This is a genomic window from Pseudomonas sp. SO81, assembly GCF_030374125.1.
Lineage (GTDB): Bacteria > Pseudomonadota > Gammaproteobacteria > Pseudomonadales > Pseudomonadaceae > Aquipseudomonas.
The window spans coordinates 3,522,613-3,548,319 of the sequence record NZ_CP126126.1 but is presented as its reverse complement, the minus strand read 5'-3'; the positions used below and the strand labels follow the sequence as shown (position 1 = coordinate 3,548,319).

General features: G+C 66.1%; 22 protein-coding genes, 1 other RNA gene and 1 pseudogene. 12 read left to right on the top strand and 12 right to left on the bottom strand.

Annotation, left to right across the window (positions count from 1 at the left end; genetic code table 11):
- The first annotated feature begins 34 nt into the window (after positions 1-34).
- Complete coding sequence (locus tag OH686_RS16560) at positions 35-280, top strand: PA2433 domain-containing protein (RefSeq protein WP_289534034.1); 246 nt, start codon at positions 35-37, stop codon at positions 278-280.
- On the opposite strand, the gene OH686_RS16555 is transcribed toward OH686_RS16560, so the two are convergent.
- Positions 281-3,199, bottom strand: coding sequence for a hybrid sensor histidine kinase/response regulator (locus OH686_RS16555; protein ID WP_289534033.1), 2,919 nt, complete (start codon positions 3,197-3,199; stop codon positions 281-283). It lies immediately after the preceding gene.
- 145 nt (positions 3,200-3,344) lie between these two features.
- On the opposite strand from OH686_RS16555, the gene ssrA reads away from it, so the two are divergent.
- Positions 3,345-3,702, top strand: a transfer-messenger RNA (tmRNA) gene (gene ssrA / locus OH686_RS16550).
- A 305-nt stretch (positions 3,703-4,007) separates the two neighbouring features.
- Positions 4,008-4,379: a hypothetical protein gene (locus tag OH686_RS16545; RefSeq protein WP_289534032.1), complete on the top strand. Its 372-nt coding sequence runs from the start codon at positions 4,008-4,010 to the stop codon at positions 4,377-4,379.
- Here OH686_RS16545 and OH686_RS16540 read toward each other — a convergent pair.
- The 6 genes and pseudogenes from OH686_RS16540 to OH686_RS16515 all read right to left on the bottom strand — a co-directional run bounded on the left by OH686_RS16540 (position 4,334) and on the right by OH686_RS16515 (position 9,526).
- A pseudogene (locus tag OH686_RS16540) lies at positions 4,334-5,316 on the bottom strand (phage integrase). The gene OH686_RS16545 and the pseudogene OH686_RS16540 overlap by 46 nt on opposite strands.
- A 581-nt stretch (positions 5,317-5,897) precedes the next feature.
- Positions 5,898-6,680: a MetQ/NlpA family ABC transporter substrate-binding protein gene (locus tag OH686_RS16535; RefSeq protein WP_289534031.1), complete on the bottom strand. Its 783-nt coding sequence runs from the start codon at positions 6,678-6,680 to the stop codon at positions 5,898-5,900.
- Positions 6,681-6,857: 177 nt separating this feature from the next.
- Positions 6,858-7,484, bottom strand: coding sequence for a glutathione binding-like protein (locus OH686_RS16530; protein WP_289534030.1), 627 nt, complete (start codon positions 7,482-7,484; stop codon positions 6,858-6,860).
- Between the two features lie 69 nt (positions 7,485-7,553).
- Positions 7,554-7,955 (bottom strand): ExbD/TolR family protein, encoded by a 402-nt coding sequence (locus OH686_RS16525; protein WP_137971003.1) that lies wholly within the window; start codon positions 7,953-7,955, stop codon positions 7,554-7,556.
- A 1-nt stretch (position 7,956) separates the two neighbouring features.
- Positions 7,957-8,673, bottom strand: coding sequence for a MotA/TolQ/ExbB proton channel family protein (locus OH686_RS16520; protein ID WP_289534029.1), 717 nt, complete (start codon positions 8,671-8,673; stop codon positions 7,957-7,959).
- A 70-nt stretch (positions 8,674-8,743) separates the two neighbouring features.
- Positions 8,744-9,526: an energy transducer TonB gene (locus tag OH686_RS16515; protein ID WP_289534028.1), complete on the bottom strand. Its 783-nt coding sequence runs from the start codon at positions 9,524-9,526 to the stop codon at positions 8,744-8,746.
- Positions 9,527-9,906: 380 nt separating this feature from the next.
- On the opposite strand from OH686_RS16515, the gene OH686_RS16510 reads away from it, so the two are divergent.
- The 3 genes from OH686_RS16510 (at position 9,907) to OH686_RS16500 (ending at position 12,611) form a co-directional block, all read left to right on the top strand.
- Positions 9,907-10,035 (top strand): hypothetical protein, encoded by a 129-nt coding sequence (locus OH686_RS16510; RefSeq protein WP_502942747.1) that lies wholly within the window; start codon positions 9,907-9,909, stop codon positions 10,033-10,035.
- Between the two features lie 112 nt (positions 10,036-10,147).
- Positions 10,148-11,326 (top strand): MFS transporter, encoded by a 1,179-nt coding sequence (locus tag OH686_RS16505; protein ID WP_289534027.1) that lies wholly within the window; start codon positions 10,148-10,150, stop codon positions 11,324-11,326.
- A gap of 277 nt (positions 11,327-11,603) precedes the next feature.
- Positions 11,604-12,611, top strand: coding sequence for an acetoacetate decarboxylase (ADC) (locus OH686_RS16500; RefSeq protein ID WP_289534026.1), 1,008 nt, complete (start codon positions 11,604-11,606; stop codon positions 12,609-12,611).
- Positions 12,612-12,746: 135 nt separating this feature from the next.
- On the opposite strand, the gene OH686_RS16495 is transcribed toward OH686_RS16500, so the two are convergent.
- From OH686_RS16495 to OH686_RS16485, 3 genes are read right to left on the bottom strand one after another with little or no spacing between them, the layout of a single operon-like run.
- Positions 12,747-13,643 (bottom strand): TauD/TfdA dioxygenase family protein, encoded by an 897-nt coding sequence (locus OH686_RS16495; RefSeq protein WP_289534025.1) that lies wholly within the window; start codon positions 13,641-13,643, stop codon positions 12,747-12,749.
- Between the two features lie 13 nt (positions 13,644-13,656).
- The gene (locus OH686_RS16490) at positions 13,657-14,559 is read right to left on the bottom strand and encodes a TauD/TfdA dioxygenase family protein (protein ID WP_289534024.1); all 903 of its coding nucleotides are present in this window, start codon (positions 14,557-14,559) and stop codon (positions 13,657-13,659) included.
- A 37-nt stretch (positions 14,560-14,596) separates the two neighbouring features.
- Entirely contained in the window at positions 14,597-16,957 is a 2,361-nt protein-coding gene (locus OH686_RS16485; protein WP_289534023.1) for a TonB-dependent receptor, read from the bottom strand.
- 317 nt (positions 16,958-17,274) lie between these two features.
- Between OH686_RS16485 and OH686_RS16480 the strand changes: the two genes are divergently transcribed.
- The 3 genes from OH686_RS16480 (at position 17,275) to zapE (ending at position 19,822) form a co-directional block, all read left to right on the top strand.
- Entirely contained in the window at positions 17,275-18,198 is a 924-nt protein-coding gene (locus tag OH686_RS16480) for a LysR family transcriptional regulator (RefSeq protein ID WP_289534022.1), read from the top strand.
- A gap of 84 nt (positions 18,199-18,282) precedes the next feature.
- Complete coding sequence (locus OH686_RS16475; RefSeq protein WP_289534021.1) at positions 18,283-18,675, top strand: GFA family protein; 393 nt, start codon at positions 18,283-18,285, stop codon at positions 18,673-18,675.
- A 43-nt stretch (positions 18,676-18,718) separates the two neighbouring features.
- Positions 18,719-19,822 (top strand): cell division protein ZapE, encoded by a 1,104-nt coding sequence (zapE, locus tag OH686_RS16470; RefSeq protein ID WP_289534020.1) that lies wholly within the window; start codon positions 18,719-18,721, stop codon positions 19,820-19,822.
- Here zapE and OH686_RS16465 read toward each other — a convergent pair.
- A complete protein-coding gene (locus OH686_RS16465; protein ID WP_137970988.1) occupies positions 19,816-20,871 on the bottom strand; it encodes an ABC transporter substrate-binding protein in 1,056 nt (351 codons plus the stop codon). The two genes, zapE and OH686_RS16465, sit on opposite strands and share 7 nt — an antisense overlap.
- A gap of 303 nt (positions 20,872-21,174) precedes the next feature.
- Here OH686_RS16465 and OH686_RS16460 point away from each other — a divergent pair, with 303 nt between their 5' ends.
- The 3 genes from OH686_RS16460 to OH686_RS16450 are packed head-to-tail and all read left to right on the top strand — an operon-like array spanning position 21,175 to position 25,276.
- Complete coding sequence (locus OH686_RS16460; protein ID WP_289534019.1) at positions 21,175-22,758, top strand: ABC transporter permease; 1,584 nt, start codon at positions 21,175-21,177, stop codon at positions 22,756-22,758.
- Positions 22,755-23,603 carry an ABC transporter ATP-binding protein gene (locus OH686_RS16455; RefSeq protein WP_289534018.1) on the top strand — a complete coding sequence of 283 codons (849 nt, stop codon included), beginning with the start codon at positions 22,755-22,757 and terminating at the stop codon, positions 23,601-23,603. The genes OH686_RS16460 and OH686_RS16455 overlap by 4 nt, the downstream gene beginning before the upstream one ends.
- A gap of 59 nt (positions 23,604-23,662) precedes the next feature.
- Complete coding sequence (locus OH686_RS16450; protein WP_289534017.1) at positions 23,663-25,276, top strand: arylsulfatase; 1,614 nt, start codon at positions 23,663-23,665, stop codon at positions 25,274-25,276.
- An 80-nt stretch (positions 25,277-25,356) separates the two neighbouring features.
- Here the strand turns inward: OH686_RS16450 and OH686_RS16445 are convergent, their stop codons facing one another.
- Complete coding sequence (locus OH686_RS16445; RefSeq protein ID WP_289534016.1) at positions 25,357-25,584, bottom strand: hypothetical protein; 228 nt, start codon at positions 25,582-25,584, stop codon at positions 25,357-25,359.
- Between the last annotated feature and the right edge of the window lie 123 nt (positions 25,585-25,707).

Genomic DNA, 25,707 nt, shown 5'->3' with positions numbered 1-25,707 from the left:
ATACTGAGTTCACCCCATCCATGGAGGACTCACCATGCGCCGGCTCTTCCTGCTCTGCTCCACCCTGCTGTTCAGCACCTCGCTATGGGCCATGCACTGTCCCCAGGACATGACCAAGATCGACGAAATGCTCAAGACCGACCCGCCCGCCGATGCCGAAGTATTGGCCGAAGTGCAGCGCCTGCGCGCCGAAGGCGAGCAGCTGCACAAGTCCGGCAATCACGGTGAGTCGGTGAAGGTGCTGGAGGAAGCGCTGAACCTGCTGCAGGCCAGCGAGTAGTCAGGCTTCCTGACCGAGCAGCGACAGCGCCATCTGGCGCAGTTGCTGCAGGTCCACCGGCTTCAGCAGGCAGGCCTGCGCCCCCTTGGCGCGGGCTTCCGCCAACAGCTCCTCGTCGGCCGCAGCGCTGACCACCAGCACCGGCACCTCGGCCAGGCGCGGCTCATTGCGCATGTATTCCAGCACTTCCAGGCCGCTGCCATCGGGCAGATCGAGATCGAGCAGCACCAGCGCCGGCGTCTGCTCGCTGAGTTGCAGCAGCGCACGGCGCACCGAGCCCACGCCGCCGACCACCGCCATCTCGCGCAGCCCCTCCTGCAGCACCCGCAGGCAGGCCGGATGGTCTTCCACGCAGAGCACCTGGGCCAATACCTGGCGCGCACGCGTCGCGGCCGGCTGTTCGGCCGCGCCACCGAGCGGCGGCTCGGCGGCGCTGGGCAGCTCGATCCAGAAACGACTACCCAGGCCGACATCGCTGGTGAAGCCCATCTCGCCGCCCATCAGCTCCGCCAGTTCGCGGCACAGCACCAGGCCGATGCCCGTGCCGGGGATATTGGAGTTCTCCCGGCCGAGACGCTGGAACGGCTGGAACAGCTGCGCCTGCTGTTCGGTGCTGAGGCCCGGACCACTGTCGTCGACCCACAGGCGCACACCGCTGGCGCGCACCTCGTAGCCCATGCGGATCATGCCCTGGGGGCTGTTGTACTTGATCGCGTTGGACAGCAGGTTGAGCAGCACCTGGCGCAGACGCCGCGGATCGGCCAGGACGAACAGCGGCGGATGCGCCTCGGCCAACACCTGCAGCTGCAGGCGGCGTTGCTGCACCTCGGGCTGGATCAGCTCGGCGCAGCTACGCAGCAGCGGGCCGATATCCACCGGCTGCAGTTGCAGCTGCTGTTGGCGGCTCTCGATGCTGGAGAGGTCGAGGATGTCGTCCACCAGCGAGGTCAGGTGCCGGCTGGCCAGCACGATCTCGCGAGCGTACTCGGCCTCCTGGTTGCGCTCGGCATGGTCCTGGGCCTCCAGCTCGATCAGCTGGGCGAAGCCGTGGATGGCATTGAGCGGCGTGCGCAGCTCGTGGCTCATGCTGGACAGGAACCGGCTCTTCGCCTGGCTGGCGGCCTGGGCCTCGTGGCTGGCGCGACGCAGCTCCTCCTGCACCTGCTTGAGGCGCGTGATGTCGACGTGGGTGCCCGCCGCACGCACCGCGCGGCCCTCGGCATCACGCTCGATCACCTTGCCACGGCTGAGCAGCCAGACGTAGCGGCCCAGGCCATCGGCATAGCGATACTCGGCCTCGAAGAAGTCCTCGGCGCTGTCGTCGGCCATGCTCAGGCGCAGGTGGCGTACCCGCGGCAGGTCGTCCGGGTGCACGCGTTGGTTGAATTCAGCGAACGGCATGCAGTCGGTGGGAAGGCCGAAGCGCCGCACGAAGCGGTCGCTGATGCGGATGCTGAGGCTCTCCGCCTCCACTTCCCAGAGACTCTCGGTGGTGCTCTCCAGCACCAGCTCCAGGGTGCGCTGGGCACGCAGGCGGCTCTCCTCGCTGGCCTGCAGCTGTTGGCCGGCGTGCTGCACCTCCACCGCCATCTCGGCCATCTCGGCGATGGAGGTCGGTGGTGCCGCTGGTTTGCGCTCGCCCACCGCCAGGCTGCGCATCATGCCGACGATGCCGGCGATGGGCTCGGCCAGCTCGTTGCTCAGGCGCCGCGAGCGCGTCCACATCCAGGTACCGAACAGCAGATAGAAGAACACCAGGCCGGCGATCAGCAGGTAGCCGATGATCTGGTATTGCTCGGCCAGGCGGTTGGTCTCGCTGAAGATGTTGGCCTCGTCCACCACCAGCAGCAGACGCCAGCCGGTCTGCGGAATCTCACTCCAGGCCATCAGTTGGCCACGGCCGCCGAGCTGCACCTCGACCACGCCGTGATGCCGGGTGGCCATGGCCTCCAGCAGCGGGCGCAGGCCCTGCTGGCGATCGAGCTTGAAGTCGGCCGGCTTGAGCACCTCGCGGCTGACCGCCTCGGCGTACGAGTAGCTGGTCAGCTCGCGCAGGCCGAAGTCCTTCTCGCCCGCCGTGGGCAGGGCCATGATCGCGTTGTCGCTACCCACCAGCAGCGCATAGCCCTGCCAGGGCACTTGAAGATTGCCGATCTCGGCGAGCATCTGCCCGACCGTCACGTCCAGGCCGGCGACGCCCTCGAGGAAGTTGTCGCGATAGACCGGCGCGATGGCCGACATCATCCAGCCCTGACCGGCCGGGTCGAGATAGACCTCGGTCCACACGGTACTGCGCTTGGGGTTGTGCTCGGCGTTGGCCAGGTAATAGAAGTTGTACTGCGGAATGACCATGTCATGTGGGTACTGCTGCAGCACATCGAAGTAAGGGTAGATGCGGTTGTAGCTGTCCCAGGTGTTGAAGTAGACCGCCGCCACCAGCGGGTCGGCCTGGCGGATCGAGCGCATCAGCGGGTCCACCCGCGACAGGCGCAGCGCCTTGTCGCGGTCCTGCTTGGCCGGCGGCGTGGCGGCGGAATAGAAGGAGGCGGCGCGGCCATCGTCGCTGTTGCTGTAGAACACGCCGCTCGGCGCGCTGGCGTGACGCTTGCGCTCCAGTTCGTCCGGGGCGAAGCGGTGGTCGCTCAGGGCCTCGGTCACCGCGTCACGGTAGATGCCGACCTGGGCCTCGATGGCGCGCAGACGGCTGTCGATCACCTGCCCTTCGCGGCGCACGGCGCTGTCCAGGTCCTGCAGCGCGCTGCTCTGCAGGTAACCGACCTGGGACTCTCGGATGGATTCGTTGGTATAGAGATAGACGGCGATCAGCACCGACTCCACCAGTACCAGGGGAATCAGCGCACTCTGCAGGAACGCTCGCCAGATCCAGCGGCGCAAAGGCTTGAGCGGTGCGAGCGGCATCCGTCGCTCCTCGAATTCTAATCTGAAGAGAATGGCACAAGACCGCCGAACGGCCAGTGCCCGCCAGGGATTGTACTGGCAGTTCGATGGTCGACGCTGGTGAACCTTTGCCGTACACTGCCCTCCAACCTCGCAAGAGCGTTCTGGGGCCGATTAGGATTCGACGCCGGTAGCAAAACTTGAGGGGCATGCCGAGTAGGTGACAGTTCTCGTAAATCCGCTGCCACAACTTTATAGTTGCCAACGACGACAACTACGCTCTAGCCGCCTAAGTGCCGCTAGCTGACCCTAGGGGATGCCTGTAAACCCGACGATTAGGTCAGTCAGATAGAACAGGATCGCCGCCAAGCTCGCTGCAGGTGTAACGGCTAAAACTTATGCAGCTCGCTCCAAGCGCCCTGCCACTCGGGCCGCGCGGAGTTAACTCAGTAGAGATGGCTAAGCATGTAGAACCGATAGCGGAGAGCTGGCGGACGGGGGTTCAAATCCCCCCGGCTCCACCAAACAAGCCCCTGATTTTCCTAGAGAAAGTCAGGGGTTTTTCTTTGGGTGTCGAAAAAGTGTCGAAAGTACAGACTTAAAGCGAAGCGTTAGAAATCTGACGTTGAAGCTAGACCTAGACCAATTCTTGGCGTAAAAGTTGAGAGGAAAGCCAGGAAATATATGCCCCACACTCCCCGCCCCGGTTTCTAGACGCTCAGCCTGCAGTAGCATAGCCGCCCTCCCGCTGAGGAACCTGACTAAGGAACGTGGTTACACCCACAGAGCCGTCACGCTAAGGGCAGCTCTCGCTTAGCAAGTTAAGGCCATGAACTCACTGCGCCGCGAGCGGTACGAGGTTCCTCTCGTGCTACTGGAAGGTAAGTTATTTCTGGACGTTATGTGCCATGCCGACAAGGTTCTGCTCGTCAACGTCGTCTATAACGACACCACCCAAGCGGTTTACTACCCACCGACAGATAGCGAAATTCCTTGTGAAGAAGCGGAGCGGGCATGCCGGATGGCGTTGGGCCATTTCAGATCAAAGTCATTTGGTCTCTACATGAACGACCGCCGCGCCGTCCTAAGACGATCCGCGCTCATCCTTGATGCTCAAGGCCCGCTATATGACGGCATCCTTTTTAAGCACGAGATTCACCAAGAGAGCGCGGCCAGAGGCCCCAGTCTAAGCGCGTCCTGAAGGTGATCCGGGGCAAGATGCGCATAGCGCATGGTCATGGCCAAGCTCGAATGGCCCAGGATTTTCTCAGCGTAAGGATGTTGCCGCCGTTCTGGATGAAGTGGCTGGCGAAGGTACGCCGGAGAGAATGGGCAGCCTGGCCTTTAGGAAGCTCAATAGTCGTCCTGGCGAGGGCTCTGCGAAACGAGGTAATGGCCGAGTTCGGCTGACCATGCTGTTTCCAGTGCCGAACGATTTTGGCTTCCAGTTCAGTCGAAATTGGTACAGACCGAACCTTACCGCTCTTGGCCCGCTGAAAGTAATCACCACGTTAAGACCGGTCCGCTTTAGCTTTTCGCCTCTGACCAACGAGCTCCGGTGGCCAGACAGATCAAGGTGATGATCTCCACATGCTGGTTATCACAGCCACTGCGAATGGCCTCCAGTAGCACGGCAATCTGATCGGTCGTCAGCCAAGACAATTCCCGTTCCTAGATCTTCAACGGCTTCACCAGGGCCAGCGGATTGGCGTAGCGATAACGCCTAGGACGCGCGTTGTATACCGAGCGCAGATACCCCAACTCGTTATTGAGCGTTTTAGGCGACGTGCCCTTCCCTAACCTGACGTGGCGATCATGAGCTAAGGTCTGCGGATCGAGCTTGGCGGCCTGCGGATTGCGAAGGCGCTTCGCGAGCATATCCAGCTTGGAGCGGCGGCGTTCCCCCCATCCCTGAGAGAGTGCCCATGCAGGTGGAACCAAGCGGCGATCAGCTCGGTCAGTCGGCGTGTGTCGGTCGGCTTTGGCGTCCAGCTCGGATTGTCTACGACCTTGGGGCGGCAGCTAGCCTCAAATCGCTGAGCTTCAGCCTTGGTCTTGAGAATCTCGCGGCAACGCTTGCCCTTGATCGGCTCTATATCGACCTTCCAGCGGCCATCAGCTAATTGCTCAATGGCCATACGCGATGCTTCGCTCAGAAGATGTAAAGCAAGCCCAGACAGATGACGAAAAACAGTACCGTGCTAAACGCAAATAGCCCCAGGTAGATACGACCGACCTTGGCGCAATGCGGACACTCATAAACATCTTTCGGTAACACCAGACTGCATTCTGGACACTTGTGGTCGTCCATACTGGCTCCGCTATGGGTACTAACAGTCTCATACTGCTCTTCCCCAGTGGATATGTCTCTCTTCCAGTAAATCGCGGATGTGGTGGTAGGGGTCGATGGTGGTCATATCCTTAGCCGCGTAGCGGTCGCGGATCACCGGCCAGCATTCCCACTCGGTGAGCCGCTTAAACGCCTTTTTGCGCCCCCAGGATGTGCCCACCCTTCTGTATGAAGTGACTGGCGACCTGAAGATTCGCGCCTGTTCACCAACGCTACGCAAACTGAGCGAAGCCTCCTCGCTTGCCTTCATACTCCAGAAAAAACAACGCCGACCAGCTTGCGCGGGTCGGCGTCAAAAGGAGAAGGCAGTTCAGCCTTCACCACCGTGGTTTACGGCGGGCAGCAGCGACACAAAAGAAAGGACCGCGCTTAGAACGCGGGAACTACGGCCCCCGAATAGCGCTTCTCGATGAAGGCCTTCACTTCCGGGCTGGTCAGGGCTGCGGAGAGTTTCTTGATGGCGTCGCTGCTCTGGTTGTCCGGACGGGATACCAGGTAGTTCACGTAGGGCGAGTCGCTGCCTTCGATGACCAGCGCGTCCTTGCCCGGGTTGAGCTTGGCTTCCAGGGCGTAGTTGGTGTTGATCAGGGCCAGGTCGACCTGGTCCAGCACGCGCGGCAGGATGGCTGCCTCGAGCTCCTTGAACTTGAACTGATGCGGGTTCTCGGCGATGTCTTTCGGCGAGGCCAGGGCGTTGCTCGGGTCCTTGAGCTTGAGCAGACCGGCCTTCTGCAGCAGGAGCAGGGCACGGCCGCCGTTGCTGCCCTCGTTGGGGATGGCGATGGTCGCGCCCTTGGGCAGGTCGGCCAGCGACTTGTACTTCAGCGAGTAGCCGCCGAAGGGCTCCACGTGCACGCCCTTGACGATTACCAGGTCGGTGCCACGGTCGTGGTTGAAGGTGTCCAGGTAGGGCTTGGTCTGGAAGTAGTTGGCGTCCAGTTGCTTCTGGCTCACCTGCAGGTTGGGTTGCACGTAATCGGTGAAGACTTTGACGTCGAGGTCGACGCCTTCCTTGGCCAGCTGCGGCTTGATCAGCTCGAGGACTTCCGCGTGAGGTACGGGGGTTGCGGCAACGGTGAGCTTCTCTCCGGCGTGCGCCAGAGTGGCAGAGAGGGCAGCCGCCAGAGCGGTCAACAGCAAGGTCTTCTTCATGTCCATGATCTCGATTCAGGCGCCGCGGCTGGATCTTCAGCCGCCGGCAGGTTGGCTTTGGTCCCAGCGGGTAGGCTGGGTGGAGTGACAGTAGGGATTTTTCTTATTCCTTAAAAATACTGTTTAATTATTTTTATATTCTCTAAAGGGATAATCAGCGCAATCGCCCCGCTCCGCTTAGTCCTTGAGCAATCCCTCGGTGCGCAGCGCCTGCTGCACCGCCGGACGCGCCGCCCACTGTTCGCGCAGACGCGCCACATGGGTCAGCTGGTCGAAGGGCGCGCCGAGCCGCAGCAGCCAGTTGGCGAACAGGCCGAGGTAGGCGTCGGCCAGGGTGTAGCGCTCGCCCACCAGCCACTGGCGACCCTGCAGGTGCCTGTCGATGTGTTCGAAGGCCTTGTACAGCTGCTGCAGGGCCTGGGCGCGAATGCCGGGATGCACCGCCTCGTCCGCCGAGTAGCGCTCGGGGCGATTGAGCGGGCGGAACGAGGCGGTATGGACTTCCGCCGCCAGGTAGCCGAGCCAACCCTGGATCTGAGCGCGCTCGGCGCTGCCGACCGGGGCGAACAGCGGCGTGTCGGGCACCTGGTCGGCCAGGTACGGCAGGAGCGCGCTGTTCTCGGTCAGCAAGGTGCCATCGTCCAGCTGCAGGGCGGGCACCCGCCCCAGCGGGTTGATCGCGTGGATCGGCGAATCCGGCGTACGCAGGGCAACCTGCTCGACCTGGATCGGCAGCGCCAGCTCATGAACGACGATATGCGAGGCCAGCGAACAGGCCCCCGGGGAGATGTACAGCGTGGGCATGGGCGCCTCCTGTGGCAAATAAAAAAGGGGCCGTTCCCCTGCCTGGTAAGAACGGCCCCGCGAAACGATTCAGCGAGCGGTGATCACGGCCAGCTTGGTGATGCCGGCGCGCTCGATGCTGGCCATGGCCTTGGCCACCACGCCGTAGTCGACCTGGTCGTCGGCCTGCAGCTGCACCTTGACCTCGGCATCCTTGGTTTTGGCATCGGCCAGGCTGCTCTCCAGCAGCTCCGGCTGGATCTCGTCCTTGTTGATGAACAGCTTGCCGTCGCCGTCGATGCTCACCACCAGCGGGTCCTTCTGGTCCGCCGGGGCCACGGCCTCGGTCTTCGGCAGGTTGATCGGGATGGAGTTGGTCAGCAGCGGCGCGGTGACGATGAACACCACCAGCAGCACCAGCATCACGTCCACCAACGGGGTGACGTTGATCTCGGAGAGGACTTCGTCGCTGTCCTGGGTGGAGAAGGCCATGTCAGACAGCCTCCTTCACATTCTGCGGCTGCTGCGGCTTGCGCGCGCCGGGATGGCTGATGACCTTGAACGCGCTCTTCTGCGCCAGGCTGTAGAAGTCGTGGGCGAAGTCGTCGAGGTCGGCGGCGGTCAGCTTGAGGCGACGAAGGAAGTAGTTGTAGACCAGCACCGCCGGCACGGCGACGGCGATGCCCACGCCGGTGGCGACCAGCGCCGCGCCGATCGGCCCGGCCACGGTTTCCAGGCTGGCATTGCCCGCCGCGCTGATGCCCTTGAGCGCTTCCATGATGCCCCACACGGTGCCGAATAGACCGATGAAGGGCGAGGTCGAGCCGATCGAGGCGAGGACCGCCAGGCCGGACTCCAGCGAGCGGCGCTCACGCTGGATCTGCTGGCGCAGCGAGCGCTCCAGGCGATCCTGGTGGTTGATCGACTGGGCCAGATCATGGGCCTGGCCGTCCTGCACCTGGATGGCAGCGAAACCGGCCTGGGCCAGGCGGGCCACCGCACCGTTCTGCTGCTGGCCCTGCTCGGCGGCGGAGTCCAGGCTGGTGGCGCTCCAGAACTGCTTGTGGAAGCGGCGATCCTGGTAGCGCTGGCGGGCGAACTGGATGCCCTTGATCAGGGCCAGGCCCCAGGTGACGACGGAGAAGCCGATCAGCAGCCAGATGACGCTGTGTTCGACCGATTGGAAGGGAGAGTCGGTAAGCAGGTTCATGTCGCGTTCCTCGCAGGGCGTATTGCAGTCTTGTTCGGCGGCGCCAGCGGGCGCCGCATCGGTCGGTCAGTTAGTTCAAACGGAAGTCCAGTGGCACGGTCACCCAACCGGCGATGGTCTGGTCGCCGCGCTTGGCCGGTACGAAGCTCCAGCGCTTGACCGCGCGGATGGCGGCCTCGTCGAGGGACTCGCGGCCGCTGCTCTTCTGCACCTGGATCTCGCTCGGCTTGCCGTTGGCCTGCACGTGTACCCGCAGCAGCACCGTGCCTTCCCAGCCACGGCGCTGGGCCAGGCTCGGGTATTCCGGCGCCGGGTTCTTCAGGTACGCGGCGTTGGCCGAAGGTGGCGTTTCCACCGGTGCCGGAGCCGGCTTGGGCGGTTGCGGCGCGGGCGGGATCTCGGCCTTGGGCGGCTGCGGTGGCGGCTCGAGCGGTTTCGGCAGCGGCTTGGGTTTCGGTTTGGGTTTTGGCGGCTGCGGCTTGGGTGGCTCGGGCTTGGGCGGCGGCTTGACCGCCAGCTCCTCCACCACCGGCGGTGGCGGCGGCTCGATCACCGGCTCAGGTGGAGGCGGCGGGGCGGCGAATTCGATGGTCATCGGCGGGATGACCACCGGCACTTCCGGCAGCACCGGCTCGCTGCGCTGGCTCAGCCAGTACAACACGGCGCCGTGCAGGGTCAGGGCGAACAGACCGAGCAGCACGGCCTCGCGGCGGCTCAGCACGGGACGCTCGCGACGCGGCACATGGCGCTGCAGGTCGAGGGCCTGGCGCAACTGCACGCCGAGATCGAGGACCTCGCCGGGGTTGCGCCACAGCACTTCCTTCAGGTTGTCGGCTTTTAGGACGTTGCCCATTTGGCAGTGTGCTCCTGGATCACGGGCCAGCTCTGGATGGCGTTTGGTGGCATGCCGGACTAGCAAGAACTGGCCGGCTGACGTGGGTTGGATAATTGAATGACGCGCTTATTTCAGAAAGTATCTTTTTATTAACTTGTAATTTCTTAATGGAATATAAATATCTCAAGCTATTGATTTTTAAGGATTAAAAATTACGAATGCTCGGCAGGCATAGAAAATATGCCCACAGGGCATCAGCTGCGAAACGTCTGAAGGTCCGTAGCAGAGTGGCTATCGTTTCGGGCTCAGCTGTTTCACTCCTCGACCGCGCCTTGCCTGATCCCGCATGGATCCACGGCAGCCCGGGCACAGATGGTTGGCCGCGAACAGGTCGGGTAGTGAGCGGGTCGATCAGTGATCGCGCCGCCCTGCAGGTGCTGCAGAGCCTCGGCGCAGTCGAGACCGAAGGCGAACTGCAGCGCCTGAACCTGCTGCAGTGCCAGTTGATCGTCAGAGAGAGCGCCTGAGCACGACCAATCCAGAGGCTGATAAGGCATAATTGCCGCCTTCCCGCCCACACCCTGCTCCCGCACGAGGACTCCGCGCCTACGTGCGGAGGCGTCGCTTTCCGGATCATTCATGCACCTCGGTACCCTGCTCTCCCTGCCCCTGCTGGCCCTCGCTCTCGGTGGCTTCGTCGTCGGCAGCAGCGAATTCATCATCATGGGCCTGCTGCCCGAAGTGGCCGGCGACCTGGGGGTGAGCCTGGCCGACGCCGGCCTGCTGGTCAGCGCCTATGCCATGGGCGTGGTGATCGGCGCGCCATTGCTCGGCCCGCTGCTCGGCCGCCTGCCGCGCAAGCAGGCGCTGCTGTGGCTGATGGGTGCCTACTCGCTCGGCAACCTCGGCTGCGCCCTCGCCCCGGACTACGCCTGGCTGCTGGCCATACGCATGCTCACCGCCATCAGCCACGCCGGCTTCTTCGGCTGCGCCACCCTGCTGGCCGCCGAACTGGCCCCGCTGCACCGGCGCGCCTCGGCCATGGCCCTGGTGCTCAGCGGCCTGACCATCGCCAACGTGCTCGGCGTGCCGCTCGGCGCCTGGCTCGGCCAGGCCACCAGCTGGCGCATGACCTTCTTCGCCGTCGCCGGCTTCGGCCTGCTCGCCCTGCTGGCCCAGGCCCTGTGGCTGCCGCGCACACCGGTGCCGCCACGCGGCGAAGCCGGTGCCTGGAGCGGCATCCTGCGCCGCCCGGTGCTGCATGCGCTGCTGGTCTGCTGCCTGTCGTCGGTGGCGCTGTTCGGCGTGTTCACCTACATCAGCCCGCTGCTGCGCAATGTCGGCGGCTTCAGCGCCTCGCTCAGCAACGGCGCGCTGCTGCTGTTCGGCATCGGCCTGACCCTGGGTAACCTGCTCGGCGGCCGCCTGGCCGACAAAGGCATGCGCTTCGCCCTGCCGCTGGCCTTTGCCGCCAGCACCCTGTGCCTGCTCGGCCTGTACCTGTTCATGGAGGTGACGCCGGTGGTGCTGACCCTGTTGTTCGCCTGGGGCGTGGCCAGCTTCGCCATCTCCTCGCCGCTGCAGCTGCTGCTGGTGGAACAGGCCGGTGAATCCGCCAGCCTGGCCGCGACACTCAGCCACGCCGCGTTCAACCTGGGCAACGCCAGTGGCGCCTACTTCGGCGGCCTGTGGCTGAGCGTCAACCTCGGCCTGGCCAACCTGCCGCTGCTGGGCGTGGGCCTGCTGGCGATGGTGATCCTGGTCAGCCTGCCGCTGCCGCGTTTGCGCGCGACGCGCGAGCGCTTCGAACTGAAGTGAGCGACAGGCCCTCGGAGCCGGCTCCTCGCGCAGCACAGGCACTGGCGGCAAGGCTGACCCGGTAGGCGACACGGCGACGTCCCCGCCCCACATGAACACTGTTTATCACTGTGGATTCATCCGATCGATGCGGCTTCTGCATCGGCCGACGCACTTGACCATAAAGTTAAGTTGAACGTTAGGGTTTCCGCGCCCGGCTCTCAAGCGCATGACTTGGGCGGCTGTATACGGGGGTTCCATGGGCAGGAACCGCCTCACGACGCGGAGACGAACACAGATGAGATTCAGCAACGTTGCGGCAATGGCGGGTGTGCTGCTGAGCGCCATGGCTCTTTCCTCATGGGCCACCGGCTTGCCGCAGGCCGGCCAGCCAGTTACTGCCACCACTCGGATTGCCGGCCAGGATATTCCGGTGGTGGCCGGTGGGCTGTACGACCGCTACCGGTCCAATCCGCCGCTCTCCGTTATCGCAGCGGAAGCGCCGGGCATCGACCTGAGCTGGTTCAAGGGGCTGAAGAAAACCAGGGTCGACATGGGCTTCGAGTCCTACTCGCCGAACTTCTATTACCAGAACAACCGAGTCACCGCGGTCTTCACGGCCGACCTGGAGCGGCTGAAGGCACTGATGCCCGCCACGGTGCTGGAGCAGGTCCAACCGCTCCAGGTGTGGCCCGGCAGAGGCCTGGTCGCCTTGACCGCCTACGCCTACGAATACTGCGACAACGACAGCTACAACGAGATCGCGCTGTCCATCGTCACCAGCAAGCCCGGAAGCTCCAACCTCGGCCCCATCTCACTGGTGGGTCAGTCGATGTCCAACGACTTCTGGGGCTATGTGCTCAAGCTGCCGGTCAACACCGAGCTGGCCAGGGTCAGGGGCGTGGTCGGCTACAACCTGCCCAAGTGGCTGACCGGCATCAACCGCAGGGAAACCGACAAGTCGGTGGTCTTCGAGATTCTCGACAGCCAGACCGGGAAAGTCGACGTCACCCTGGAGACCGAGAAGCTGAGCGATCTGTCCACCGAGGCTGACCTGGTCACCAACAGCTTCACCAATATCGGCCACAGCGGTGAGCTGAACTACGGCTATGCGATTTCTCGCCAGCTGCGCCATGCCTCCAGCACCAGCGAGGACTCGGTCAAGCTCACCCTGAACGACGGCAGCCTCTCGACCTATATCGAGTCACTGGAGCTGGGCGACCTGGTCAAGTACGAGTACGTGCCGGAGTTCCAGAGCGCGCTGTATGCCCCTGCCCCCCTGCAGTCGTTCCTGGATAGGGACTGAGTTGCGCAGCAGAACCAGGGGCAGGCTCATGCCCTCGGTTCTGGCCTGCATCTCCGTCGACAGCATTCGTGCTTGCTGGCGCAGAAACGGACAACCCGCACGGGGCGGGTCGTCCGATGCCCGGCCGATGCGCCTTCAGAACGGTCGGCTGCCGGCCAGGCTGATGCGCTTCATGCGCCGGCGCTGGGTGGCCGGGAAGGCGTTGCGCGCGTGCAGGGTGGCCTGGTTGTCCCAGTACACGATGTCGCCCACCTCCCACTTGTGCGTGTAGGAGTAGCGCGGGTTCTGCAGGTGCTCGCGCAGGCGGGCGATCAGCGCCGCGCCCTGCTGCGGGTCGTAGCCGGGAATCTCCACCTCGGTGTGCACGCTGAGGTAGAGCAGGCGCTTGCCGGTCTCCGGATGGGTGCGCACCAGCGGATGCTCGGTGCCCTGGATCGGCTCGATGTCCGGCGTGCGGTAGGTGACGAAGCCGCCACCGTAGCCGCCGTTCTTGATGCGCACGAAGGGGTTGTAGTTGATCAGCTTGAGGTCGTCGATCTCGCGCCGGGTGTCCTCGTCCAGGGCGCGGTAGGCCAGGGTCAGGTTGGTCCAGCTGGTCTCGCCGCCCTCCTCCGGCACTTCCAGGGCATACAGCAGCGAGCCGGCCGAGGGCGTCGGCGTCCATTGATGGTCGGTGTGCGCCGGCAGGGCGAAGTTGCCCAGCTCGCCGTCACCGGTGTTGGCCACCTTGACGATATCCGGCGCCTTGCCGTCATTGCCGGAGGACAGCACGGCGAAGTCCGGGTGCGGCTGGAACACCGAGCCGAACCAGGAGGTGAAGCGCAGGAACTGCGCATCGTCCAGCTGCTGATTCTTGAAGATCAGGATCTGGTATTCGCGATGGGCTTGCTTGAGGGCGAGGATCTGCTCGGCGGTCAGGTCCCGGCGGCCATCCAGGCCATGTACCTCGGCGCCCAGCGGGGCGTTCAGGGGGACGATGCGCAGGCCGTCGCCGGCCTGCTCCTGGCGCAATGCGCTGACGTTGTTGCTCATGCGGTTCTCCCCTTCAGCCCTTGCGGATGGTCTGGCTGCGGCGACCGTCGACGCTCACCGGCACGTCTCCGGCCAGGGTCACGCGGCGCACGATGCGATCCTGCTGGCCGTAGTCGTCCACCGCGTAGTGCTGGGTGGCGCGGTTGTCCCAGATCGCCACGTCTCCTTCCTGCCAGCGCCAGCGCACGGTGTTTTCCAGACGGGTGACATGGCCCTGGAAGATGTCGAACAGGCGCTGCGAGTCATCTCGCGACAGGCCCTTGATGCGTTTGACGAAGTGGCCGAGCAGCAGGCTGCGCTTGCCGCTCACCGGGTGCACGCGCACCAGCGGGTGTTCGGTCTCGTAGACGGTGGAGGCGAACACCTTGCGGTACTCCTCCAGCTTGGCCAGCTCGACGTTGGGGCGCACGCCGGCGTAGTCGTACTCGTTGCTGTGCACGGCCCAGAGCTTGTCGGCCAGCTCGCGCAGCTCCGGCGAGAGGTCCTGGTAGGCTGCCTCGGTGTTGGCCCAGACGGTGTCGCCACCTGACTTGGCCGCCACCACCGAGCGCAGGATCGAGGCCTTGGGATAGGCGTCGACGAAGGTCACGTCGGTGTGCCAGGAGTTGGCGCGCTGGCCCTGGGCGCCGTCCAGTTCGAGCAGGTAGTGGGTGCCTTCGCGTACCGGCACGGTGGGGTGGGCGATGGGCTCGCCGAGCAGCTTGGCGAAGGCCTCCTGGGCCTGGTCGTCGAGCTGGTGCTGGGCGCGGAAGAACAGCACCTTGTGCTCGACCAGCGCGGCCTGGATAGCCTCGACGGTGGCGGCGTCCAGCTCGGCGGACAGGCTGATGCCGCGGACCTCGGCGCCGATGCGCCCGGCGACCGGGTGGATATCGAGTTGGACTGCAGGTTGTACGGCGATTGCGGCATTGCTCATGGTGTCTCTCCTTGAGGTTTGGCTGTGCGGCAGCCGATCAGAAGTCGTAACGCAGGGTCACGCCGGCAGTGCGCGGCTGGCCCACGGAGGCGGTGTAGGCGCCGTTGGTCATTGCGAAGGCGGTCAGGTAGTAGTCCTCGTCGGTGGCGTTGCGCACCCACAGCGAGGTGTCCAGCTCGCCGTCGCCGAGGTCGGCGCGCACGCCGGCTGCCAGGTTGAGCAGGCCGTAGCCGTCGATCTTCGAGAGATCGGAGTTGTCCAGCGTGCCTTCGGCCTCGGAGCGGTAGGAGTAGCCGGCGTTGACGTAGGGACGCAGGCCGCCGTCGAGCTGCCAGGCGTACTCGCCGTTGACGTTGCCGATCCATTTCGAGGCGCCGACCACGCGCTCGCCGGTCAGGTCGCACTTGGCGGTCGGGTTGACCGTGCTGACCTCACCCGGGCACGGCGCGTCCTTGAAGCTCAGGTAGGTGACGTCGTTGTAGGAGCCGTTGAAGTTCAGGGTCAGGCCGCGGATCGGCAGGTAGGTGGCCTCGAACTCCACGCCACGCGAGCGCACGCTGCCGGCGTTGGCCAGCACCGACACCGGGGTCGGCGAGCTGGCGTTGGTGGTCAACGTGGTGGCCTGGTAGCCGTGGATACCGGTCCAGAAGATGTTGGTGTTAAACAGCAGGCGGCCGTCGGCCAGGGTGCTCTTGAAGCCCAGCTCGGCATCGTTGGCGCGCTCCGGACCGACCACCAGCGAGTCGGCACCGTTGCCAAACACCGGAGCGGTCAGGTTGACCCCGCCTGACTTCTCGCCGTGGGACAGGCTGGCGTAGCCGAGCAGGTCATCGGCGAAGCGGTAGCTGAGGCTGAGCAGGCCGGACGGCGAAGCGTTGTGCAGACCGAAGTCGCCGGTATCCAGGGCACCCATCTGACGTTGGCGCGCGGCATTGAGCGGTGGGATGCCGGACAGATCTGCGCCGCCTTCGGGAGCAAAGCGGTGCAGGCGCGCGGTCTTCTCCTCGTAGGTGCCACGCACGCCGGCGGTGAAGTCGAGGCGGTCGGTGAGGTGCCAGTTGCCCTGGGCGAACAAGGCGAAGCTGTCGGTCTCGATCTTGCCGTTGGTCTGGGTGCGTACGTTGTTGAAGATGCCGTTGTTGGCACCGGTGAGGAACAGGTCGGCGTAGGGGCCGAAGTCCTGCACCGTCTTGTTGCCCAGGTTCTGGTTGAACAGGTAGGCGCCGAGCACGTAGTCGAAGCTGCCCCCGGTGGGCGAGGCCAGGCGGAATTCCTGGGAGAACTGCCGGTCGTGCACTTCCACGCCGCTGTGGGTGAAGGCATCGACGTCAGTGAGGTCGGCATCGTTGCGCGGGATGAAGTGCCAGTAGCGGTAGCCGCTGATCGAGGTGAAGGTGTAGCCGCCGTCGAGGTTCCAGTTGGCCTCCAGCGAGGAGCCGCCCTGGTAGACGTTCACCGACTGCACGCCGTCGATGTTCACCTCGCGTTTCTTCACATCGTACTGCGGGTTGGCGCCGATCAGCGCGGCGCGCTGGCGGAAGCGGTCGGTCACGCCGTACAGGGCCCACACACCGTTGCTGGAGTTCTCCTGGTTGTAGTCGCTGATCCAGCGCAGGCTGAAGTCGTCGTTCGGCTCGAACAGCAACTGGCCACGGGCGCCCTCGCGCTCGCCGCCGACGAAGGTGCGGTCGTCGTGCTGATTGTCGATGTAGCCGTCGTCACGGGTGCGGTAGGCCGACAGGCGCCCGGCCAGGGTCTCGGTCAGCGGCCCGGAGATGGTGCCCTTGCCCTGGAACAGGCCGCGCTCGCCGCCGGTGACCTCGACGCTGCGCTCGGGGGTGAAGGTCGGCTTGCGGGTGCTGATGTTGATCACCCCGGCCGTGGTGTTCTTGCCGAACAGGGTGCCCTGCGGGCCGCGCAGCAGCTCCAGCTGCTCGACGTCGAGCAGGTCGAACACGGCCATGCCCGGGCGACCCAGGTAGATGTTGTCCAGGTAGATCCCGGCGCTGCCTTCCAGGCCGTCGCTGGCCGGGTTGTTGCCGATGCCGCGCACCGCCACGCTGGACTGGCGCGCATGGATATAGGCGACGTTCACGCTCGGCAGCACCTGCTGCAGGTCCTGCACCTTGTAGACCTTCTGCTGCTCCAGGGTGGCGCCGCTGAGGGTGGTGATCGGGGTCGGCACGTCCTGCACGTTCTCCTCGCGGCGGCGGGCGGTGACGGTGACCTTGCCCAGCGCCACCTCTTCCTCGGCGCTCGGCGTGGCGGCGGCTTCCTCGGCCAGCACATGGCCCGGCGCGGCCAGGGCCAGCAGCAGGGTCAGGGCGTATTCGGGGGCGGCCAGGCGTTGCAGCGACAGGGGCTTGGCGATGGTTGGCGACGTTCGGTGATGGCTCATCAATGTTTCCTTGGCTGATCTGCCCGCCGCCGGATTCGGGCAGCAGCGGGCCGCATCGCCTGCATGGGGCGATGGCTGAAAGGATGGTGAATGGGTGGGCGAGCCTTAAGGCGGCTCAGCGGCGGTCAGCGACAGCGGCACCGCGACATTGGCATCTGCATGGTTCTCCCCCTGGGTTGCATGGCCATATCAATATTCCATTTAGATCTAGATTTATTAATTTACTTAGATTGACGGAATAAGAGCCTGCATTTAAAACCAGCACCCAGGGGCACACAAATGCCTTCTCCCTATATTTTCAATGCCGGGAACGCATCATGGATCTGCGCCAACTCCGCTACTTTCTCGCCCTCCACGAGCACCGCAGTTTCGTCCGCGCGGCCGACGCCATGGGCATCACCCAGCCGGCCTTCAGCCGCAGCATCCAGGGCCTGGAGCACGAGCTGGGCTGCGTGCTGGTGGATCGCGGCAGCAAGGACCTGCGCCCCACGCCGGAAGGCCAGGTGGTGCTGCAGCACGCCCTGGCCCTGGTGCGCGGCGCCAGCAACCTGAGCCACGAGATCAACCAGATGACCAAGCTCGACGCCGGCGAGCTGCGCTTCGGCTGCGGCCCGGCGCTGGCCGCGCGCCTGGTACCGGACGCCCTGCTGGAATTCATGCAGCGCTACCCACGCATTCGCGCGCAGTTCGAGGTGAACAACTGGGAGAACCTCAGCCGCAGCCTGGGCCGCGACGAGATCGAATTCTTCATCGCCGACATACGTCATTTCGAGGCCGACCCCAGCGTGCAGACCCAGGCCCTGCGCCCGCGTCCCGGGCTGTTCTTCTGCCGCCCCGGCCATCCGCTGCTGGCCAAGGAGAGCCTGTCGACCAACGACCTGTTCGACTACCCGCTGGCCGCCACGCGCATTCCCATGGGCGCGCGCAAGGTGCTGGCCAACCTCAGCGGCAAGACCGACTTCGCCGTACACCTGGAGTGCGAGCACTTCTCCCTGCTGGAGGAGCTGGTGCAGCGCAGCGACGCCATCGGTATCGCCACCGTCGAGGCGGTCAGCGATCGGGTCCGGCGCGGCGAGTTGGTGCAGCTGCACCTGCGCAACCTGCCGAGCAACCTCGACAGCCTCAGCGCCCGCTGCGGCATCGTCACCCGCACCGGGTTCCGTCTGTCCCCGGCGGCCAAGGCGATGATCGAGCTGCTCACCGACCTGGACGGGCAACGGGCGGAGACGGCGGCCGCCTGAGCAGGCGCGCCGCCTATCCGCCGCATCGCTTGCCGCTACTCAGCTGCTAAGGTCACCCAGACCAGTTAGCGGAGGAGATGCGCCATGCAACGATTCAGCGGCGGCTGCCTGTGCGGCGACGTGCGGCTGGAGGCCACGGGGCGCCCCTACCGGGTCGGCCTGTGCCACTGCCTGGACTGCCGCAAGCACCACGGCGCGCTATTCCACGCCTCGGCGATATTTCCCCAGGAGGCGGTGACCGTCAGCGGCGAGACGCACGCCTACGCCGGCCGCCACTTCTGCCCGCGCTGCGGCTCCTCGGTGTTCGCCCGCAGCGCCGACGAGATCGAAGTGAACCTGGGCACGCTGGACGCCCCCGACCAGCTGCAACCCACCTACGAGAGCTGGATCATCCGCCGCGAAGCCTGGCTGCCGCCGTTCCCCCTCGCCAGGCACTACGCACGCGACCGCGAGGGCACAGGGCGCCTGGAGGAATAGCGCAGCGGTGGGCAACCCGGCCGCCGGCCGCTACAGTGCGGCCATGCCCACACCGCCACCCTCGCCACTCGCCGCCTACCGCCAGGCCCTGGCCAGCGGCGACCTGCATCCCGATGCCGCCCAGCTGCGCGCCGCCGAGCAACTCGAAGCCTGTCATGCCGCCCTCGCGGCAGGGCGTAGCTGTCGTGGCGTGTACCTGTGGGGGCCGGTCGGGCGCGGCAAGACCTGGCTGCTCGACCGCTTCCACGAGAGCCTGACGGTGCCGTCCCGGCGCCAGCACTTTCATCACTTCATGCGCTGGGTGCACCAGCGCCAGTTCCAGCTCAGCGGCACCGCCAACCCGTTGCGCGCGCTGGCCCGCGAGCTGGCCGGCGAGGTTCGCGTGCTGTGCTTCGACGAGCTGTTCATCAGCGACATCGGCGATGCCATGCTGGTCGGCGGCCTGCTGCGCGCCCTGCTCGACGAGGGCCTGGTGCTGGTCGCCACCTCCAACCAGCCGCCGGACCAGCTGTACGCCAACGGCTTCAACCGCGAACGCCTGCTGCCGGCCATCGCCGCGCTGCAGGCGCAGCTGGATGTGCTGGAAGTGGACGGCGGCCGCGACCATCGCCTTCATCCGGGGCAGACCACCCAGCGCTACTGGGTCAACGCGCCCACGGCGCTGCCCGAAGCGTTCGCCCGTCTGGCCGGCGCCGGCCCGGTGACGCACGCGCCGCTGCAGATCGGCTCGCGCCAGCTGCCGGTGATCGCCCAGGCACCCGCCGCGGTGTGGCTGGATTTCGCCACCCTGTGCGTGGGCGCCTGGGCCAGCGAGGACTTCATCGCGCTGTGCGACCGCTTCCCGGCGCTGCTGCTGGGTGGCGTGCCGTGCCTGTCCGGCGAGCAACGCGCGGCGCGCATCGCCCGCGGCACCGAGGACGCCGCCGAGCGGGTGGTCGCCGGTGATCGCGAGCTGCCCAGCCTGGCCCCGCACGACGATGCGGTGCGGCGCTTCATCGCCCTGGTCGACGAATGCTACGACCGCCGCCGCCCGCTGTTCATCGAGGCGGCGGTACCACCGGAGGCGCTGTACACCCGCGGCTACCTGGAATTCCCGTTCCGCCGCACACTCAGTCGCCTGCGCGAGATGCAGCAGGCGCGTTACTGAGCCACCGCCACCGATTCCTTCTGCCCGGCCAGCGCCGCATCGAGGAACTTCGGCTCGGCCCAGTCCTTGACCACGAAGCCCTTGCGCACCAGGCGCTGCTCGGCGGCCAGGTCGACGCTCTGCTGCAGGCGGGCGAGGAAGCCGGCGTCCAGCTGCGGGTCGAAGATCCTGCTGAAGCTGCTGTTGTGCAGGTCGTTCTGCAGGATCAGCGTCGGGTAGTTGGCCAGGCCCGAGACCAGGTCGATATAGGCCTGCTTGTTCTGCTCGTCGCGCAGCCAGCTCACCGCCTGCTGCTGCGCCTTGATCAGGCGCGCGGTGACCTGCGGATGCTGGTCGACGAAGCGGCCGTCGGCCACCAGCACGCCCTGGATGCTGCCGACGCCGCCGAGGTCGTCGGTGGACAGCGGCAGCTCGGCCACGCCGCGCGCCTTCAGGGCGATCAGGTTGGACAGGCTCCAGGTAGCGTCGATCTGCTTGGCCGCCAGCGCCGCGGTGGCCGCGTTGAAGTCCAGGTTGATCACCTGCAGATCGCGCTCGGACAGCCCCTTGCTGGCCAGGGCGGCATCGAACGACAGCTGCGAGGCGGTGCCACGGAAGATCGCCACGCGCTTGCCCTTGAGGTCTTCCAGGCTCTTGATGCCGGAGCCCGGCACCACGCCCAGGTAGTGCTTGATGTCACGCGCGGTGGCGCTGAGCAGGCGGGTGTCCAGACCGTTGGCCTTGCCGATGATGGCGGCCAGGTCGCCGAGGTAGGCGAAGTCCACCTGGTCGTTGGCCAGGGCCTCGTTGATCACCGGGCCAGCGCCCTTGAAGAAGCTCCAGCGGATCTTGATGCCGTCAGCGGCGAACTCCTTCTCGAGGATCTGCCGGCTGCGCAACACGTCGACCACGCCACCGCCGCTGTGCTGGGGACCGGCGCTGACATCGGGCACGGCGATGCGGATTTCCTCCAGCTTGTCCGCCGCCTGCGCGGGCGGCAGGTAGGCCAGCAGGCCGATCAGCGCCGGAGTGGCGAACAGCGCGGCGAAGCCGTTGAAAAGACTCTTCATGGTGATGCTCCTGGTCTGGGCAGAGCACTCGATCCGTGCTCCCTGGCGAAACTAAGGCACGCACCATTTATGCAGAATAAATATTTAAAAATTATCTATTAGTAACTTAAAGCTCTAAATCAGCACGCATGCGGCCTCGCCGGCAGATGCCGCGCAGGCATAAAAAATATTCGGCAAAGGCATTGGCCGAGCCCTGCCGGGGTTCTTTAAATGACCGCTCTTATCTCTCAATCGAATTGATATGAGCTTTTATATGCCTTTACTAACCAGCGCTTATATCGCCGTCAGCGGGAGCGCAGGAGCATGAGCCACGGCGCCGTGCGCGATCTGCCGCGCCCGTTGTGGTTGGCGCCCCGCCTGCAGGGCGAGCGTCTGCTGCCCTGGTTGCTGCCCATCATCTTGTTGCTGCTCTGGCAGGTGGCCAGCCACTGGGGCTGGATGGGCGAGCAGGTACTGCCGGCGCCCGACCTGGTCTGGCAGACCCTGCTGGAACTGGGCCAGGGCGAACTCTGGCAGCACCTGGCGATCAGCCTGCAGCGCCTGGCCTGGGGCCTGCTCGGCGGGGTGGCCGCCGGCGTCGCCCTGGGCGCCCTGCTCGGCAGCAGCGCCCGCGCCGAGCGCCTGGTGTTCCCCACTTTCGCAGCGCTGGCGCAAATCCCGACCCTGGCCTGGATTCCGCTGTTCATGCTGCTGTTCGGCATCGGCGAGGCACTCAAGCTGGTGGTGCTGATCAAGGCCATCATCGTGCCCGTCACCATCCACACCCTGGTCGGCGTGCGCGATGCCCAGCCGCGCCTGCGCGAGGCCGCCGAGGTGCTGCGCCTGCCGCTGCACCTGCGCCTGTGGCGGCTGACCATCCCCGCCGCCCTGCCCTCGTTCATGGCCGGCCTGCGCCTGGCCCTGGCCACCGGCTGGGCGTCGCTGCTGGCGGTGGAGCTGCTGGCGTCCAGCGAGGGCCTCGGCTACCTGATGGTGTGGGGCCGCCAGCTGTTCATGCTGGATATCGTGTTCGTCTGCATCCTGGTCATCGGCCTGTTCGGCGTGGTGCTGGACCGCGCCATCCAGTGGTTCGACCGGCGCCTGCTGCACTGGCCGCACCCACCCACCGCCGAGTTCCGCCGCGCAGCGGCCGGGCGTGGCTGGCAGCGCCTGCAACCCTGGTACCTGCCGCTGGCGCTGCTCGGCCTGTGGCAGCTGACCTGCAGCGCGGGCTGGGTCGACGCCAATATCCTCGCCAGCCCGGCGCAGGTGGTCCAGGCCACCTGGCTGGGCCTGGCCGACCGCAGCCTGGTCGACGGCCTGCTGCTCAGCCTGCGCCGCGCGCTCTGCGGCCTGCTGCTGGGTGGCGGCCTGGGCCTGGCCCTGGGCGTGCTGCTCGGCCTGTGGCGCCCGGCGGAGCGGGTGCTCGGCCCGTCGCTGGCGGCGCTGCGCCAGGTGGCGATCTTCGCCTGGGTGCCGCTGCTCACCGCCTGGTTCGGCCTGGGCGAGGCGGCCAAGCTGGTGTTCGTCGGCATGGCCACCTTCTTCCCGCTACTGATCGCCAGCCAGCGCGGCATCGCCGCCCTCTCGCCGCAGCTGGACGAGGCCGCCCGCGCCCTGCGCCTGAATCGCCGCCAGCGCCTGCTGCGCCTGGTGCTGCCGGGCGCTGCCCCGGCCATCTTCGCCGGCCTGCGCCTGGCGCTGATCTTCGCCTGGCTCGGCACCATCGGCGCCGAATACTTCATGCCCTCGGACGGCGGCCTGGCCAGCCTGATGATCGGCGCCCAGCAACTGTTCCGCATGGATCAGGTGATGGCCGGGATGCTGCTGATCGGCATCACCGGCGCCCTGCTCAATACCCTCGGACAACTGATCGAAGCGCGCGCGACGCGTTGGAGAAGCGCATGAACAGCCTGACCCTGCCCGACTCGCGGACCTTCCAGGGCCTGCCGCCGAGCCCGCCGCTGGTGAGCTTCATCGGCGTCGGCAAACGCTTCGGCGAGTTGCAGGCGGTGAGCGACTTCAACCTGGATATCCGCGAGGGCGAGTCCATCGCCATCCTCGGTTCCAGCGGCTGCGGCAAGTCCACCCTGCTGCGCCTGCTGGTCGGCCTGGACCGCGAGTTCGACGGCCGCATCGAGATCGCCGGCAGACCGGTCGAAGGCATCGGCAGCGAACGCGGCATCGTGTTCCAGGAGCACCGCCTGTTCCCCTGGCTGACGGTGGAGCAGAACATCAACCTGGGCCTGGTCAACGAGGACCTGACCCAGGCCGAACGCTTCCGCCGGGTCGAGGAGTTCGTCCAGCTGGTCGGCCTCGACGGCTTCCAGCGCGCCTACCCGCACCAGCTCTCCGGCGGCATGGCCCAGCGCGTGGCCATCGCCCGCGGCCTGGTGGCCAGCCCGCGCATCCTGCTGCTCGACGAACCCTTCGGCGCCCTCGACGCGCTGACCCGCCAGCAGATGCAGGAAGAGCTGCTGGCCATCCGCAAGCGCGCCGGCATCACCAGCCTGCTGGTCACCCACGACGTCGAGGAGGCGATCTTCCTCGCCGACCGCGTGGTGGTGCTGGCGCCGCGTCCGGGGCGGATCAAGCGCATCGTCGAGATCGACCTGCCCCACCCGCGCGACCGCGCCGGCTACGACTTCCACCAGCTGCGCGCGGAACTGCTCTACGAGCTGACCGGCGACGGCGACTACCGCGCCCCGCCGCCACGGGTCGAGGACTTGCCGCTGGCCTCGCTCGCCTACTGATCGCCTGTCTACCCGCAACCGCCCGCCTCGCCCGCGGGCCGCACCTTCCCGAGATTCACATGAGCAAACGCCCCAACTTCCTGCTGATCGTCGCCGACGATCTGGGCTTCTCCGACCTCGGCGCCTTCGGCGGCGAGATCGCCACGCCCAACCTCGACGCCCTGGCCCTGGACGGCCTGCGCCTGACCGACTTCCACGTGGCGCCGACCTGCTCGCCGACCCGCTCGATGCTGCTCACCGGCACCGATCACCATATCGCCGGCATCGGCAGCATGGCCGAGGCCATCGCCCCCGAGCAGATCGGCCAGCCCGGCTACGAGGGCTATCTCAACGAGCGCGTAGTGGCCCTGCCCGAGCTGCTGCGCGAGGCCGGCTACCAGACGCTGATGGCCGGCAAGTGGCACCTGGGCCTGACGCCCGAGCTGGCGCCCCATGCACGCGGCTTCGAGCGCTCCTTCTCGCTGCTGCCCGGCGCCGCCAACCACTACGGCTTCGAGCCGCCCTACGACGAGAGCACGCCGGGCATACTGAAATCGACGCCGGCGCTGTATATCGAGGACGACCGGTTCGTCGAGCAGCTGCCGGAGGGCTTCTACTCTTCCGACGCCTTCGGTGACAGGCTGATCCAGTACCTCAAGGAGCGCGACCAGGCGCGGCCGTTCTTCGCCTACCTGCCCTTCTCCGCGCCGCACTGGCCGCTGCAGGCGCCGCAGGAGGTGGTGGCCAAGTACCGGGGCCGCTACGACGCCGGCCCCGAGGCGCTGCGCCAGGAACGCCTGCAACGTCTCAAGCAGCTCGGCCTGGTGGCCGAGGATGTGCAGGCCCACCCGGTGCTGGCGCTGACCCAGGAATGGGAGCGGCTCACCCCACAGCAGCGGGCGATCTCGGCGCGCACCATGGAGGTGTACGCGGCGATGGTCGAGCGCATGGACTGGAACATCGGCCGGGTGGTCGACTACCTGCGCCGGCAGGGCCAGCTGGACAACACCTTCGTCATCTTCCTGTCCGACAACGGCGCCGAGGGCGCGCTGCTGGAGGCCTTCCCCAAGTTCGGGCCGAACCTGCAGAGCTTCCTCGACCAGCACTACGACAACAGCCTGGACAACATCGGCAACGCCAACTCCTACGTCTGGTACGGCCCGCGCTGGGCCCAAGCGGCCACCGCGCCGTCCAGGCTGTTCAAGGCCTTCACCACCCAGGGTGGGATCCGCGTGCCGGCGCTGTTGCGCTACCCCGAACTGCAGCGCCAGCAGGGCCAGATCGACCACAGCTTCGCCACGGTGATGGACATCACCCCGACCATTCTCGACCTGGCCGGCGTGCGCCATCCCGGCAGCCGCTGGCGGGGCCGCGAGGTGGCGCCGCTGCGCGGCAAGTCCTGGCTCGGCTGGCTGTCCGGCGAGACCGGCGCGCCCCATGACGAGCATCACGTCACTGGCTGGGAGCTGTTCGGCATGCGCGCGGTGCGCAAGGGCTCGTGGAAGGCCGTGTACATTCCCGCGCCCCTGGGCCCGGAGAGCTGGCAGCTGTACGACCTGAGCAAGGATCCGGGGGAGATCCACGACCTGGCCAAGCACGAGCCGGCCAAGCTGGCGGCGCTGATCGAGCATTGGCACGAATACGCCGAGGAGACCGGCGTGGTGCTGGGCCGGTCGCCATTTCAGCCGGATTGAGCGTCGCCGCAGGGACGAGGCGGCAAACTGCTTCGTCGACCCGCTGACCAGCCAAGCCGCGTGGCGACGGGCACGGGAGCTCAGGAGGGCCTGGTCTTCCTCAGCCTGTGCCGGAGCCAACCCACCAGCACGCCCACCAGGTAGCTGAGCAGGATGGGCGCCACCAGCCCGAGCAGGGCCTCGGCGATCAGATTCCAGTTGAGCAACTCTTCCCGGTCGGTCAGGCGCCAGGTCTTGGTCACGTAGAACAGCACCAGGCCCGTCCAGACCATCGAAAACAGCATCCAAAGCCGCTGCCAGCCGTTCATGTCTCTTCAGCTCCGTTCCGATAGCCATGAATCCATACTGCAGGCCGCAAAGTATAGAACCGTCCGCCAGCGGAGAAGATCCTTGCGCCGCGATGAGGCCGGTTTGCCGACTCGCTCACGCCG

What these genes read in the sequence shown, in the direction of transcription:
- OH686_RS16560 (WP_289534034.1), top strand. Translation starts at nt 35, where the DNA reads ATGCGCCGGCTCTTCCTGCTCTGCTCCACCCTGCTGTTCAGCACCTCG.
- OH686_RS16555 (WP_289534033.1), bottom strand. Translation starts at nt 3,199, where the DNA reads ATGCCGCTCGCACCGCTCAAGCCTTTGCGCCGCTGGATCTGGCGAGCG.
- OH686_RS16545 (WP_289534032.1), top strand. Translation starts at nt 4,008, where the DNA reads ATGAACTCACTGCGCCGCGAGCGGTACGAGGTTCCTCTCGTGCTACTG.
- OH686_RS16535 (WP_289534031.1), bottom strand. Translation starts at nt 6,680, where the DNA reads ATGAAGAAGACCTTGCTGTTGACCGCTCTGGCGGCTGCCCTCTCTGCC.
- OH686_RS16530 (WP_289534030.1), bottom strand. Translation starts at nt 7,484, where the DNA reads ATGCCCACGCTGTACATCTCCCCGGGGGCCTGTTCGCTGGCCTCGCAT.
- OH686_RS16525 (WP_137971003.1), bottom strand. Translation starts at nt 7,955, where the DNA reads ATGGCCTTCTCCACCCAGGACAGCGACGAAGTCCTCTCCGAGATCAAC.
- OH686_RS16520 (WP_289534029.1), bottom strand. Translation starts at nt 8,673, where the DNA reads ATGAACCTGCTTACCGACTCTCCCTTCCAATCGGTCGAACACAGCGTC.
- OH686_RS16515 (WP_289534028.1), bottom strand. Translation starts at nt 9,526, where the DNA reads ATGGGCAACGTCCTAAAAGCCGACAACCTGAAGGAAGTGCTGTGGCGC.
- OH686_RS16505 (WP_289534027.1), top strand. Translation starts at nt 10,148, where the DNA reads ATGCACCTCGGTACCCTGCTCTCCCTGCCCCTGCTGGCCCTCGCTCTC.
- OH686_RS16500 (WP_289534026.1), top strand. Translation starts at nt 11,604, where the DNA reads ATGAGATTCAGCAACGTTGCGGCAATGGCGGGTGTGCTGCTGAGCGCC.
- OH686_RS16495 (WP_289534025.1), bottom strand. Translation starts at nt 13,643, where the DNA reads ATGAGCAACAACGTCAGCGCATTGCGCCAGGAGCAGGCCGGCGACGGC.
- OH686_RS16490 (WP_289534024.1), bottom strand. Translation starts at nt 14,559, where the DNA reads ATGAGCAATGCCGCAATCGCCGTACAACCTGCAGTCCAACTCGATATC.
- OH686_RS16485 (WP_289534023.1), bottom strand. Translation starts at nt 16,957, where the DNA reads ATGAGCCATCACCGAACGTCGCCAACCATCGCCAAGCCCCTGTCGCTG.
- OH686_RS16480 (WP_289534022.1), top strand. Translation starts at nt 17,275, where the DNA reads ATGGATCTGCGCCAACTCCGCTACTTTCTCGCCCTCCACGAGCACCGC.
- OH686_RS16475 (WP_289534021.1), top strand. Translation starts at nt 18,283, where the DNA reads ATGCAACGATTCAGCGGCGGCTGCCTGTGCGGCGACGTGCGGCTGGAG.
- zapE (WP_289534020.1), top strand. Translation starts at nt 18,719, where the DNA reads ATGCCCACACCGCCACCCTCGCCACTCGCCGCCTACCGCCAGGCCCTG.
- OH686_RS16465 (WP_137970988.1), bottom strand. Translation starts at nt 20,871, where the DNA reads ATGAAGAGTCTTTTCAACGGCTTCGCCGCGCTGTTCGCCACTCCGGCG.
- OH686_RS16460 (WP_289534019.1), top strand. Translation starts at nt 21,175, where the DNA reads ATGAGCCACGGCGCCGTGCGCGATCTGCCGCGCCCGTTGTGGTTGGCG.
- OH686_RS16455 (WP_289534018.1), top strand. Translation starts at nt 22,755, where the DNA reads ATGAACAGCCTGACCCTGCCCGACTCGCGGACCTTCCAGGGCCTGCCG.
- OH686_RS16450 (WP_289534017.1), top strand. Translation starts at nt 23,663, where the DNA reads ATGAGCAAACGCCCCAACTTCCTGCTGATCGTCGCCGACGATCTGGGC.
- OH686_RS16445 (WP_289534016.1), bottom strand. Translation starts at nt 25,584, where the DNA reads ATGAACGGCTGGCAGCGGCTTTGGATGCTGTTTTCGATGGTCTGGACG.